A 12,970-nucleotide genomic window follows, 5' to 3' on the forward strand; every position below is an offset into this window, starting at 1 on the left:
GGTCTCCGACCTCCGCAATGGAAAACACAATCCCGTCCAACACGTGCGGAGTGTTGTTCGCCGGCGTCGCCGAGACGACCGTGGAGTATTCCTGATCAGAGCCCAGGGCAGGTAAAGCAGTTACCCCCGTAATCCCCAAGACCATTGCGAAACCCGCTAAAAACGCAAAAACCCTCTTGAATCTCATTTTCTCCCCCAGCCAACCCCAAGTCGTCGGCCATGTCGAGTGACATTTAACTGCACATGTTAGGCAGATGTCCCCCATTATCGGCAGTAATACGCTTTCACGGAATAGAGGTACTACACGGTAGATACTCGTTAAGGTTCACGACTACTTGTCTTCTTTCGCCACAGACACTCGTTGGCGACAAATTTTGAGCACGTAAGTGCAACCCGATAAACATCTGACTGCCATCTCTTCCAATTCGCGACTGTTTCTCGGTAAGCTGGCGTCAATTTCAACTCGGAGATGGGGATTTCCGGGTTCGGTTTAAGACTGGGGATAAGAACCGATGCGGCCACGCAATCTGGGGGGGCAAGCCACGGCCACGCACACAACGTGGCGACTGCGGACAAACTCTTGGTTTGCCCGCAATCCGGCATGGCCACTCGTAATTTTTCTTGGAGCGTTTCCGCTCTGGTGGCTCCTGGGACTCGGCAGCATCGGCTTCATTATCGTCGGGCTGCTGCTGGGGTACCAGCTACTCAAACAGCCTTCGATTACTGTCCCCCCGGGGTTTCGACTCTGGTTCCTTTTTTTAGTTATCGTTTTCCTAGGCGTCCTGGTGCTTTGGGTTCCGGTACCTGGCTTGTTACCAGAGAGCGGGCCTTCCCGCGTCCTGAGCTGGGCCTTCCGGCTAATCTGGTTGCTGTCCAGCACTGTCGTCATGTTGTTCATAGGAAATTCCTCGCAGAAACGGCTGCCCGATCGCACTGTGATTATCCTGCTGGGCATGCTCTTTGCCGTGACTGTCATTGGCGGCTATGCCGGAATTTTCCTCAGTTCATTTGATTTCCCGTCCTTGCTGGAAGTGGTTCTTCCGCAGGCCATTGCCTCCAACACCTTCATGAACACGCAGATCCATCCGGGCCTAGCCCAAGTGCAAGACATTCTCGGGTACTCAAGTCCCCGCCCGAAAGCACCCTTCGATTACGCGAATACTTGGGGCGCCAATTACGGGCTGTTGCTGCCCTTCTATCTGATGTCCATCAAGTACTTCAGCAAGAAGTGGGCTCGGGGTCTGCTGTGGATGGGACTGCTGGTGGCGCTGCCGCCCGCGGTGCTCTCGCTGAATCGGGCGATGTGGCTGGGTTTGGCAGTGCTGGCAATCATCGCAGTGGTCCGTCTGACACTCAGCGGACACTTCGCAGCACTGGCAGCAGTCTGCATTTCCTTCATCACAGGGGCGATCCTGTTGCTGAGCACACCCTTGTGGGACATCATTGAGTCGCGACTGGAGAATCCGCATAGCAATACTGGCCGGGCCAATTTGGCCGGCTATACGGTACAGACGACACTGGAGCAATCCCCTCTCATCGGATTTGGTTCAACGCGAACCCGCCAAGGTAATTTCTTTTCCATCGCTGCTGGGGCCACAGCAGACTGCCACCAATGTAACCCGCCGCAGCTGGGCACTCAGGGCACGTTATGGTTCCTAATTTTTTGCACCGGATTCCTCGGAACCGCACTTTTTCTCGCCTTTTTCATCAAGCGTTTCTTGCCTGTCTTCAAAACCAAGAATCCTGAGCATTGGGCGCTACTTTATCCAGCAGTGTTCTTCCTTTGTGTCTTGCCCACTTACGACACGATTACTACCTCGCTTTTCATTCTCATGATGGTCACCGGATTGTCCTGGCGTTGGTTTCAGGAAGAACATACGGCAAATCAATTGAAAGAGCGGGCCTTCCGATGAGCAGCATCACCAACGAACGACTCGATTCGCTTCTTGAGACGGTGCAACAGCTCTACCCGTCTTCCCAAGTGCGCGTGGTGCGAAAACTATCGGCACAACAGCAGGGCCTGCGGCTGGTGCCGTCTCTCAGCAATCCTCGCCTAGCAGTACCGGCGACGGTGCCCAGCGCTGCCATGTGGTCAGCCATTCGCCCATGCGCCAGCGACACTGCGAGCAACAAGGTTCGCCGGTATGGACTGGCCGCAATGCTACGCAGCCCATTGCTCCGCTGGTTGATGCCTTCGGGAATTGTCATCGATGCAGCGCCAGATTCCATCTTGGAAGTTTTTGAAAATGTGTTCGGTCGGGAAGTTTGCTTCAGTCTGATGACCGGTACCGCCAGAGCCAATCGGAAACCCGTGCTGGGTGTTTTTGATTCTTCTGGTAATGAGCTCGGCTTCGCCAAAGTCGGTTTCTCCGAACTTGCCAAGGACCTGGTCCAGAACGAATACCATGCCTTGCAGGCGATGAATAAAGTGCAACATCCGGGGATCCAGGTGCCCAGAGTTCTGAACCTAACCCCGTGGAACGACGCTCCTGTGCTCATCATGTCGGCGTTGCGTCCCGATGCATGGCAGCAGGCAATCGATCTTCCTGTGGCTACGGTACGGGCAATCATAGCCAGTGCCCCGGTGCGTAGTGAACGGATCAATCAATCTCAGTGGTTCTACACTCTCTTGACCACTTTGCAAGATCTACCTAGCGAAGCCGAGGCAGCGCCGCTGATTGACTTATTGCGGGCCATGGCAGTCCGGTTCAACCACCTTGAGGTGGCTACCGGTGCATGGCACGGAGATTTTGGGGCATGGAATATGGCTAGAACCTCCGGAGCACCGATGGTGTGGGATTGGGAAAGATATTCCCTAGATATCCCGCTCGGACTTGATCTTTTCCATTTTAGCTCGCACGAGTCACTGCGTCGGATCGGCGATTCCGAGTCGGCCATCACGGCACTGACCAATCCTCATCTGGCTCGGGCTGCCCACTCGCTGCATCGGCAATATACCGATTCCTCAGAAAGTATCGACTTGGCCCAACTGTTGCCGCTGATGTATTTGGCGACGATGGCTGCTCGCTTCATCACCGACGGGTTCCGTCATTCAGTCGGCGACACCTTGGCTTTAGGACAGTGGCACGTATCCGTGCTCAAAGAACTCTATTCAAAGCGCTAATCGGAGGTAACAATGACCAGTCAAGAATTCGTCGTGGAAGACACGATTCAGCACTCCGCACGTCAGTTCGCCCGAACTACACTCGTGAGCTTCGGACAGCTGACCTCAGCCTTACGGATGCCACCATCATTCATCATCGCCGGGGCCCAGCGCTGCGCGACAACCAGCCTATTTCGGATGCTGTCTCGTCATCCGCAGGTGCGCCAGCCTACCCTCAACAAGGGCATCCATTTCTTTGACACTGCCGAGCGCTTTAGCCGGGGCGCGAGTTTCTATGCTGGGCACTTTCCGTTACGTCTCCCATGGAACGACCGCAGAATCAGCGGGGAAGCCAGCCCCTACTATCTGTTTCATCCGCTGGCCATGCAACGGATTGCCCAGACAGCGCCACAGGCTCAGGTGATCGTGTTGTTACGCGACCCCGTGGAACGGGCCTTCTCGGCCTATAAGCAGGAGAAGGGTCGCGGATTTGAAACGTTGGGTTTTGAAGAAGCCTTAGCCTCGGAGGAAGAACGGCTAACGGGCGAAGAGGCTAAAATCATTGCCGACCCCGAATACCAGTCGTTCGCTCACCAGCACTTCGGCTATGTAGCCCGCGGGCACTACACCTATCAACTTGAGCGAGCAAATAAAGCCCTGGCTCCAGGTAAGTTGACCGTTCTCGACGCCGATGCGTTCTTCAACCCCGGATTGGAAGGCTGGGACGCGTTGTTGGGGCAGATCGGGCTTGATCCATGGCGGCCCCAAGAAATCATTCGTTCCAATGCGCGGCCTGGAGATCCGATGCCTGAGCACCTGCGTGCCAGCTTAGAGGCCGAATTTCATGGTGAGAATAGTCAGCTTAGCGAGTATTTGGGTTTTATCCCCAGCTGGCTAAAATGATTGCCAAGTTATCCAGTAAACACCGCCGACGGCAGGAAGCCAGACCGCAAGACCATACTGTCACCGGTGTTTTTCTCACCCCGCTGCGCAGTCCGTTGCGGACCATTCTCTGTTTCCTTGTGGTCTTCGCCAGCTGCGCGGCACTGTACTTCTCAACGCCAGCTAAGTATTCGGCTCGAATGGACCTGGTGGTGGTGGCAGTTACCGGCCCGTCTCAGGTGGCCAGTGACCGCGATATCAGCATCGACTCCGCCGTCCAGATTCTCTATTCGGATGCAGTCGTGGGTGAAACTGCCCGTGAACTGAATTATCCCGGGCGTTCCACTGGTTTGCTCGATGAACTGAGCATCTCGCCACTAATCAATTCAAGGATCTTGCGATTGTTCGTGGCCAACGAGGATCCTCATCAAGCACTTGCTGCTGTGAGCCTTCTGACCGAAAATTTTTTGGCTGAACGCGAGGCACGGCTCGTTACGCTAGCTCAGACCCGACGCAGCGAACTACAGCGGAGCATAGACTCACTGGCGCAACAGGTCAGCGACTTGGACCTCACTGAGATCTCCAGCGCTGACCGTAGGGAATTCCTCTCCGAGCTATCCAATGAGCGAACTCAATTGCAGTTCGCGATTGCGGCAATAGATACCCTGCCTCCCGAACCGGGCTTCATTTCACGCCAAGCCACCTTACCAACCACCGCCAATCGGCCATCTGCACCCATCTATATTGGCTCGTCATTTGGCCTTGCCATCATTCTGTCTTTCGTTATCGCGCCCAGCCGACGGGTTTTCGCCGGCTTTAGCTGGCCCACGAAAACTGAACAAAAATCACAACAAATACGGATCCAAGGGAGTTCAAATGTCTGAAATACCCTCAGCGCAGCGCTTACCCTCTGTGACTGCAGTCATTGCCACGCAGGATCGGGTTGAGCTGCTCCAGCGCGCAGTCACGGCCATTTGGAATCAGTCCTATGCCGGGTCTATCACTATCAATATCGTTTACGACAATCATCTAGCCCATCCTGAGCTGGCCCGTCGTGCGGAGAATCGGGAAGTCCGGGTACTTTCCAATGACCGTACCCCGGGACTGGCTGGGGCTCGGAACACCGGGATCCTGGCCACCCAGACCGATCTGGTGGCGTTCTGCGACGATGACGATGCTTGGAAGCCTGACAAGCTCTCCAAGCAGGTGGAATTGTTGAGCTCACAGTCGGCCCAAGCCTGCGTGTCTGGCATCGAGATCGAGTATGGGGATAAACGCATTGTGCGGATACCTCAAGTTGCTTCGCTCAACAGCGAAACGATTACCCGGGATCGGCTGACCGGGGCCCACCCTTCAAGCTATCTCTTCGACCGTCACTTTCTCGCTGAACAAATCGGTCTGGTAGATGAGAGCATTCCCTATGGTTATGGGGAAGACTATGATCTGCTCATTCGGGCGGCGAAGCACGGACGTGTGGCGTTGTTACCGGAACCGGCCGTCAACGTACTTTGGCATAAGGGTGGCTCTTACTTCTCACGCCGTTGGGAAGCCATGGAAGCCGGTATCAGCTTCCTGATCGTTAAACATCCAGAACTCACCGCGACTAAACCTACCGCGGCATGGCTGCACGGGCAGCGGGCTTTTGCTTTGGCCTCGCTCAAAAACCGTCGCAGCGAAGCAGTGAAGGTCGCCACGCAATCAATCAGGCTCAATCCCAGACAACCCCGAGGTTATTTGGCCCTTGCAGTATGCACCGGGGCGCTCAGCCCACAGTGGGTGGTTAACCGCCTGAATGAGAAAGGGCGCGGAATCTAGTCAAACAGTTTCCAGCGGCAGGCACAGAAATGATTCTGCACCCGCCGCTGAAGGCCTTGCGCCCTTCCCACTTGCGCATGTCTGCCACCGGTAACAGAGGATATTTCGGTTCGTGGGAGACTTCAGAAAGAAATGGCCTGCTTAATCCGGCGCAGGATACGGTTCAGATTTCTTGTGGATCCATTCATGGTCTTTTCCAGCTCTTGGGCAAGTTTCACCCCGGCCGCTTCCGGTGCGGCCAGTCGAGGCTCAGTGCGCAGACCAGCAGGGTCCAACATCGCTTTATCCAGTGCCTGGTGAAGCGCCTCACGCTCGTCGACATAGATCGCGTTTCCATGCTCGGCCATGACTTTGGTGAATTCGATCTGGTGCCCATCTACCACCTCGCGCAGCTGTGGAAAGCGAGGCACCGCAATCGGGATGATACCAACTTCGCGAACATCAAGAATCGATCCCGGGCCACCTTGCACCACGACAACGTCCGCCTGCTGATAAATCTTCAATAGATCCGCGCGCGCCAGACGGTCTTTTCCAACGCCGTTGCGGGGTATCCGGCTCGCCCCATGCTGAACGAAGACACTGGGGGCTTCGCTTTGCTGTTCCACCCACTGATCGACCCAATCGATGAGTCGGTCGAAGAGGTGGTGGTCGGTCCCCACGGAGACTACGAGCCGGTACTTTCCCGAATCAGTAGTCACAGGACTGCCCCAATGTTCACTGCCTCGGGATAATACTTCTTTTGTTCTTCCCACTGCACGCAGAAAAGATCACTGAGTGGATAACAGATTCTGCCACTGAGTGTGGGCATCGTAATCCGGTCAAAACATTCCAAATAGACTGTTTTGATCCCCATTACATAGGCGATGACGAAAAACGGGACACTGGCCCCGGCACCAACTGACATAATCACGTCTGGGCGTTCGCGGCGTAATGTTCGAATGGCTAGGAAAAAGTTCCGCACCGCATTCGGGATGTTTCTGGTGGTCGGCCAATAACACCACGTGACTTCTTCATTGGCGAGCGCTTTCTCGACCTCGGGACGTTGGAACGTGACCCAGCTGCGTTGGTGTTGCTCCCACCACTGGCGTAGCGGGAGCAGTTGGGCCAGATGCCCACCGGGTGAAGTAACAAATAGGATTTTCATAGTGGCTTTCCCAGAACCATCCCCTTGCCCAAAAACGCTGTTGGGCCTAGCAGCTCCCCCAGCTGCCCGGTTGGGTCCTGAAATTCTTTGGGGTCCAGCAGATGATGAGCTCACCAGCTCCATTCCCAGCCGTAGGATCCTTGGAATCCGCCGAGCGTAAAGCTCGCTGACCCTGCGCCTTCGGGCATATCTAAGACAACTAGACCACTTTGGTGTTCTCCTGGGTCGATGGGTGAGGGGACTCTTTCGTCCTCAGTGATGCAAGCCTCCGCATTGCCCACCGGGTCAATCACCGATTCTCCCTCGGCATCCCATGCCCTAAATTCGTGCACTGAAAGATAGAAATACGGGAAACCTGATTTGGCAAGTTCTTCGTAGGCTTCGATGTCAAAATCAAGCGCTACGAATTGTCCGTTAATGCTCTGCGGAGCATCGTCAGCTGTGCATTCGAAATTGGCCGTGACATTGTTGGCGGTAAATGCCGCGAATTCCGTGCCATGATCTAGGTCCCTGAATACGGCCGGAGCTTCTTCTTCGACATCAAGATTTCCACGGTCGTTAAGACCCAAACTTTCAAGTTCATTAGGATCCGGAGCATCGACAGAGGACGTGGGAGCATCGCTTAATAGATTCAGCGAGGTCCCGTCGGTCGCTTGCGATTCTTCCGCTGCAGAGCTCGTTTCCGGCGTTGATGCAGCTTCCGTTGTTGATACCACTTCCGGTGTTGACATCACTTCCGGTTCTGCATCACCGGAGGTGCACCCCACCAGCCCCAATGTCAGTGCCAAAACCGCAATAGAAAAGACGGTCCTTTTCAAGATGAGCCTCCCCAAAGACTGTTAGACCGCGAACACCCCTATGTTCGGTAGTTTGATCTTAGCCCGAGCAGGGTCGCTTAGGTAGTGGTTTCCAAGCCTTTTTCCCACAGCCCAGATTCATCAGGCATAGCGTGGGTCGGGCAACAAGGTTCAGGAAACGCAAGAGGTGGAGGACGGTTCCAGAATTGTGAAACCGTCCTCCACCGTAATCATCACTGACTGCTATCGGGCCAGTCGGTGAAGATCAGTAAGAAATTGCTTACTTATTCAAGAATGACTCACGTGCCACGTTGATGTAGTCCTCGTCGAGGAAGTCTTGGAAGGCGTTCAGTGAAGAGGCTTTCGAATCCACTTGGGTGATGCCGACGCTCAACTTGTCACCGTTGGGAGTTACTCCCATGCTGTCCCAGTAGACCAGGGCCTTGAGCTTGGGCAGATCCTGTAGCTGCTCGCTGGCAGTTTCCCAGAAATCTGCTTTATAGCTTGGGTATGCAGCGTCTTCGTCAACGCCCCACTCAGCGAGCATCTGTGGCTTGCTCGGGTACTTCTCCGCGGCCCAGTTGTAGAATCCAGGCCAAGTCTTCTCATTATGAGTGCGGTTTACCATGCCCTCCATATCGGTGAGCCAGACCGGTGGCTTACCGAAGGCGTAAGGGTCTTGGGCGATCCAGTCGACGACATCGTTGCCGGGGTAAAGTTCCTCGAACCAGGACATTTCTCCCCACTTCTGGATACCGGTGTAGTTCATGACGGTTACCATGTTCGATGCGCCATTGTCGCGCAATACCTTAACAACGTGGCGGTAGAAGTTAGCGTAATCCTTGGCGGTCTGACCGGAGCCAGCAGCCTGGTTGACCTCGTCTTCCATCTCAGCGTTCAACGACAGGAAGAACTTCTGTGATGCGTTGCTGCTCATGTGCTGAGCCAAGGACTTGAGGTAGGTATCGGCTTTGCCGTCAGCTACTTCTTTCCAAGTCAGACCGCTCGGCTTCCAGTTGTAGAACAGGATGCGGTTGGCGTCCTGCTCGTTCTGCCGATTGAGCTCGTTGTTATTCGGGAACATGGCACTCTGTCCACGCTTGTAATAGTGAGCGATATCCATCGGACGCTCGGCGGTCTGCTCAAAATTCAGCAGTGCCTGGTCCCACGACTCACCTTTAAGTGGATTTGCTGCGGCCCCAAACCAGATTCCGCAGTTCGGCACCAATATTTCCGATACGGTGCAGTTCGCGTCGCTGTCCACGTCGGGCGTGGTCTCGATGACGTCTTCAGGAACTGGGGCAGGTTCGAGCCCGCCCACCTGTGGTGGGGTGCTGTTCTTAGTGCTGAGACTTGGAGCATTGCTGCTCTGAGCTTCGCGTGAGTCGATGCGGGTGACACCGCCATCGGTACGTTCCAGCACGATATTCAGACCATTGCTGGCAGATTCTAGTCCAGTCAACGCGATGGTTAGCGTTTCGGTTCCGCCCTTGACGTTTACGGTTTTAATCAGGTTACCGGCCGCGGGTGCATTGGCGGCGTTCAACGAGCTCTCTGCCCATGACGAAGGGCCCTGGAGGATCCGAAGTATCCCTTCGGTTCCACCATTGACCCTGAGCTTCAGCTCCAGTTCAGTTGACTTACCAACTTTGGTTTCAGCGTTGAATCGCATGTACGCAACACGATTTGCCCCGTCGGTTCCGCCAACTGCCACCTTTGAGTTGCTGCCATTGGTATGGCTCAGCCGGGTCGATGTGCTGTAGGTATCCGCAGTGACAGCTCCATCGACATCCGCAGCAAGGGCTGGGCTTGCCAATGGTGCAGCCGCGGACAGACCAGCTGCGAGGAACGCTGCGGTCATGACAGCAGCTACCGCAGATCGGGTCCCCTTGGCACACGGGATTGAAAGTAGTTTGGCATTCGCCATAAGTTCAGTCTCCAAGATTTGGGTTATTGAATCCACACCCAGCCTGCGAATTCAACGGCATCATTCCGCCGCATCGTTACGAAACTGTAATCTGTACTGACTCGAATGAAAAGCCCATGCGCCGCACAAATCGAGCGCGCAGTCCTTCCCTTGCGCTATTTGATGGCACTCCTCGGCAGCAACACCGCCTTTTTGACCCACAGGAACCCTAGGTAGAAGACCCCAGTCAGAAACGAAAAGCTGACACCCACCCAGGGCTGCCCCGGCAATAATCCGGACAATACTCCCATGACGCCGAAAAGCACCGTAAGTGAGGTCAGCCACATTGCGAGGTTTCGAGAAAAGACGTGGATTACTAGGTACTTTTTTACCTGCCACAGACACATCAGATTCTTGACGATGATGGCAGCGGCCCAGGCGATTCCGGCACCAAAAATCCCCATCGTCGGGATCAGGATTAGACACAGCATCAGGTCGATTGCCAGTGCGACGGTGGCATTCATCAGTGACAGGATGCTTTTTCCTGCCATCAGTAGCAAGACGTCCATCGGGCCAATGGCCGTGGCGACTAACATCGCTACAGAAAGTAGCTGCAATACCGCTCCCCCGGATTCATAGCCCGGACCGAAAATCCACGACATCAAGGTATGGGCGTGTACTGCAAAGATGAAATAAATGGGCCAGACCAGCACCACGGACCACACTGTCATCTGTCGCACTATCAAGGTGACCGAGGCGAATTTTTGTTTGGCCAGGAGACCCGCCAGTTGCGGTTCGCTAACCTGCTGGAGAGCGCTCGTGGCTACTTGGCCCAGAACGAGGAATCGCGTTGCAGCGGTGTAGATCGCTGCTGCAGCTGGCCCGAGAAGTATCGTGACCACCACAATATCGGCACGTTGGATCATCACTTGGGCCATGCGGGCCAGCCCCCGCGGTGCCGTAAATCGCCAGAACTCCCCGCGCAGATTCGCGTTAGGAGCCCCCGGGCCCTCCCATTGTTCTGCGTTCCCTTTGAGCGTTCGGCGCAGAGCAATCACGGCCAGGCACAAACACAGTAAGTAGGGTACCGCCCAAGCTACAGTCAGCAGCACGACGTCGGCCTGGGACAGCCCCGCAATCAGAATGAGGATCATCTGAACAGTCGGGCGTAGGGCGCGTTCGACGATAATCGTCGGTCTCATCGCGGCGTAACCTCGGCAGATGGCTAAGAACTGTTCGTAAAGCACAGCAATCGGAAGCGTAAGCGCCAAGACCCTCACCACTTGCGTTCCTTGGGCTACCGACCCCGCGCCAAAAAGCAAGGCCATTTGTGGAGCGAAAACATAGCCGAGGCTGGCTACCAGCACCGTGATTCCTAGAGCCGGAAGCATTCCGCTGATAACCGTGGCTTTATTTGTATGTCCTGCCCCGCGGCCTACGTTCCAAGCGATGAATCGAACTAGCCCTTGATCCGCACCGAAATGAGCCAACGCAATGGCAATCAGGAAAAATGACGTCGCTGCGAACAGTAACCCGGCATCCGCCGCCGGCCAGAACCGGGTTACCAACACAATGAGTAGGAAGTTAGCCCCGGAGCCAAGCACTGCGGCACCTAAGTTGGCCGCCCCGCTTTTGGCAATCTTGTTCAAAGCTTGGTTGCTTGCCTCAACGCCCAAGCCCGAATGGGTATCACTATCTTTGGGCACGTTGTGGCCCTAAACCGTGCATTTCCTGAGACTTGGCACTAACTTCTGCGGAAAGTTCCGATCCACTGGCACTGACCCAAGACGAGGAATATAACAAAACACCCGAGGTAGCCGACCCGCGAAGTTCAAGGTAGTTAGCCCTTGCAATAATCGCGGTCACGGTGTCTCGACCGGTCGCGGCAGTCAGAATACATTTATCGGTCGCGCTACTGACAGCGCTGGCCACAGACGACGAAGTTTGATGGACCACAAAAATCACTAAGTCATAACCGGAGCTCAGATGGTCTTTCAAATGGTGAAGTGCTTCGGATTGGAGCAAGACCGGCAACTGCTCGGGCTTGGTTCCGCAACCCATCACCGTCAGGTGTCCCTGCTCAAACTTCTCTACTTTGATGACATCGCGCAGGATTACACCGTCGGCGAGGACGTCGCTCAGTCCTCGTACGCTCTCCAATTCACCGGGCCGTCTGGAGGTGCTCACTACACAAACTCGACGCCCTGTCGCGGCAAAGGCAGCGCCGAGACCCATACCGATCGAATGGATTTCATCACCGGATTGGTTGCCCACTAGGGACAGACTCCCCGGGGTGCTGATCTGCGAAGCGATCACCGGAGTGATTCTAAGATACTGCTCAATGACGCCAGTATGACCAGCTCCTCGGGCGGCGCCCTTTTCCTTGCGCGGGTCTGCAAGGACAGCTAAAACCGGTGGTGCCAGGTGACGCGCTAGATCATCGGCCTCCCATATCCGTTTGTCTTCATGTTCAACTACCAGTGTCGCAACGAACCCAAGTGCCAGTAATCCGGCAAAAACCGCAGCGGCCAGCATCAAGGGATCAATGCCAATGGAGTCCGTTGGAAGACTGGCGGGCCCGACGATGGTGCCCGGATCGATCGAGGAGGTTTCCGTCGTCGTCCGGTCCACTTTCACGTTAGCCAGCTCTTGGGCGTATAGGCGCACCTGCTGTTCCAAATCGATCAAGCTGGCTCCGGCTTCGTTACCACTGCGAGCAACGTCATAGGCTTTGTTGGCGGCCTGAAGCAGCGTGTTTACCGATGACTCTCGTGATTGCAACAGCTCAGACTGTGAGTTGATGACGCTCTGTGCTCTCTGGGTCCTAAAATCCATAAACGATTGGGTCACCGCTTGTGCCCCACGTTGCGCGATCTCCGGATCGGGATGAGTGAAGGTGACGTCCATAACCTGAGAATTCGAGGGAACCACGGCTCCGGTGTTCCGCCGAATGGATTCGCGGGTCGCGCCAGGAATCTGTGCTGCAACAATCGCCGAGTCGATCACGTCGTCAGTTAATACGACCCCGGATTCGGTGGTCATGGCGGCAAGCTGTTCAGTGCGTGAAGTCGGTGTAGTCGGCGAAAACGGGTTTCCTATCAACGGGCTCAGGAAGACATTCGCCGTAGAAGTATATTCGCGTGGGGATATAACAAAGGTTGCAGTCCCCAGTGCGACGCCAAGAATTCCGAACCAAAGCACCCATCGCCAGCGGCGACTGACCGCTCTTCTAAAAAAGTCATTTCCCTGTGGATTATCGAAAGACATGGTTTTCCCCCCAAAGCTTGGGGCCCCAAAAAACCTTCCCCATTCAAGCTATTGTG

11 protein-coding genes are annotated in these 12,970 nt (G+C 55.2%); 5 read left to right on the forward strand and 6 right to left on the reverse strand.

The genetic code is table 11. The features are described 5' to 3' along the window. The first annotated feature begins 887 nt into the window (after window positions 1-887). Genes ADIAG_RS06630 through ADIAG_RS06650 form a run of 5 tightly spaced genes read left to right on the forward strand, consistent with a single transcriptional unit; the run spans window position 888 to window position 5,800 of the window. Window positions 888-1,913 carry a hypothetical protein gene (locus ADIAG_RS06630; RefSeq protein WP_152426071.1) on the forward strand — a complete coding sequence of 342 codons (1,026 nt, stop codon included), beginning with the start codon at window positions 888-890 and terminating at the stop codon, window positions 1,911-1,913. Continuing rightward, entirely contained in the window at window positions 1,910-3,124 is a 1,215-nt protein-coding gene (locus tag ADIAG_RS06635) for a hypothetical protein (RefSeq protein WP_007270566.1), read from the forward strand. The genes ADIAG_RS06630 and ADIAG_RS06635 overlap by 4 nt, the downstream gene beginning before the upstream one ends. Before the next feature lie 12 nt (window positions 3,125-3,136). Further along, window positions 3,137-4,006, forward strand: coding sequence for a sulfotransferase family protein (locus ADIAG_RS06640; protein ID WP_007270567.1), 870 nt, complete (start codon window positions 3,137-3,139; stop codon window positions 4,004-4,006). Beyond that, a complete protein-coding gene (locus ADIAG_RS06645) occupies window positions 4,003-4,869 on the forward strand; it encodes a GumC domain-containing protein (protein ID WP_007270568.1) in 867 nt (288 codons plus the stop codon). Before ADIAG_RS06640 ends, ADIAG_RS06645 begins: the two co-directional genes overlap by 4 nt. Beyond that, window positions 4,862-5,800, forward strand: coding sequence for a glycosyltransferase family 2 protein (locus tag ADIAG_RS06650; protein WP_007270569.1), 939 nt, complete (start codon window positions 4,862-4,864; stop codon window positions 5,798-5,800). The genes ADIAG_RS06645 and ADIAG_RS06650 overlap by 8 nt, the downstream gene beginning before the upstream one ends. A 122-nt stretch (window positions 5,801-5,922) precedes the next feature. Here the strand turns inward: ADIAG_RS06650 and ADIAG_RS06655 are convergent, their stop codons facing one another. The 6 genes from ADIAG_RS06655 to ADIAG_RS06680 form a co-directional block, all read right to left on the reverse strand. Then, window positions 5,923-6,498 carry a glycosyltransferase gene (locus ADIAG_RS06655; protein WP_007270570.1) on the reverse strand — a complete coding sequence of 192 codons (576 nt, stop codon included), beginning with the start codon at window positions 6,496-6,498 and terminating at the stop codon, window positions 5,923-5,925. Continuing rightward, complete coding sequence (gene pssD, locus ADIAG_RS06660; protein ID WP_007270571.1) at window positions 6,495-6,944, reverse strand: PssD/Cps14F family polysaccharide biosynthesis glycosyltransferase; 450 nt, start codon at window positions 6,942-6,944, stop codon at window positions 6,495-6,497. The genes ADIAG_RS06655 and pssD overlap by 4 nt, the downstream gene beginning before the upstream one ends. Before the next feature lie 110 nt (window positions 6,945-7,054). After that, complete coding sequence (locus tag ADIAG_RS21380) at window positions 7,055-7,762, reverse strand: hypothetical protein (RefSeq protein WP_007270572.1); 708 nt, start codon at window positions 7,760-7,762, stop codon at window positions 7,055-7,057. A gap of 259 nt (window positions 7,763-8,021) precedes the next feature. Then, window positions 8,022-9,602, reverse strand: a complete 1,581-nt coding sequence (locus ADIAG_RS20030) for a CBM96 family carbohydrate-binding protein (protein ID WP_051059845.1) — start codon at window positions 9,600-9,602, stop codon at window positions 8,022-8,024. A 221-nt stretch (window positions 9,603-9,823) separates the two neighbouring features. Then, window positions 9,824-11,296 (reverse strand): oligosaccharide flippase family protein, encoded by a 1,473-nt coding sequence (locus tag ADIAG_RS06675; protein WP_161623944.1) that lies wholly within the window; start codon window positions 11,294-11,296, stop codon window positions 9,824-9,826. Window positions 11,297-11,339: 43 nt separating this feature from the next. Beyond that, window positions 11,340-12,914 (reverse strand): hypothetical protein, encoded by a 1,575-nt coding sequence (locus ADIAG_RS06680; protein WP_152426072.1) that lies wholly within the window; start codon window positions 12,912-12,914, stop codon window positions 11,340-11,342. Window positions 12,915-12,970: the final 56 nt, after the last annotated feature.

Origin of the sequence: Paeniglutamicibacter gangotriensis Lz1y, assembly GCF_000348945.1 — a bacterium.
In the GTDB taxonomy this organism is placed as follows: Bacteria; Actinomycetota; Actinomycetes; order Actinomycetales; family Micrococcaceae; genus Paeniglutamicibacter; species Paeniglutamicibacter gangotriensis.

Coding starts and splice junctions, on each gene's coding strand:
- pssD (WP_007270571.1), bottom strand. CDS start 6,944: ATGAAAATCCTATTTGTTACTTCACCCGGTGGGCATCTGGCCCAACTG.
- ADIAG_RS06630 (WP_152426071.1), top strand. CDS start 888: ATGTTGTTCATAGGAAATTCCTCGCAGAAACGGCTGCCCGATCGCACT.
- ADIAG_RS06645 (WP_007270568.1), top strand. CDS start 4,003: ATGATTGCCAAGTTATCCAGTAAACACCGCCGACGGCAGGAAGCCAGA.
- ADIAG_RS06635 (WP_007270566.1), top strand. CDS start 1,910: ATGAGCAGCATCACCAACGAACGACTCGATTCGCTTCTTGAGACGGTG.
- ADIAG_RS20030 (WP_051059845.1), bottom strand. CDS start 9,602: ATGACCGCAGCGTTCCTCGCAGCTGGTCTGTCCGCGGCTGCACCATTG.
- ADIAG_RS06680 (WP_152426072.1), bottom strand. CDS start 12,914: ATGTCTTTCGATAATCCACAGGGAAATGACTTTTTTAGAAGAGCGGTC.
- ADIAG_RS06640 (WP_007270567.1), top strand. CDS start 3,137: ATGACCAGTCAAGAATTCGTCGTGGAAGACACGATTCAGCACTCCGCA.
- ADIAG_RS06650 (WP_007270569.1), top strand. CDS start 4,862: ATGTCTGAAATACCCTCAGCGCAGCGCTTACCCTCTGTGACTGCAGTC.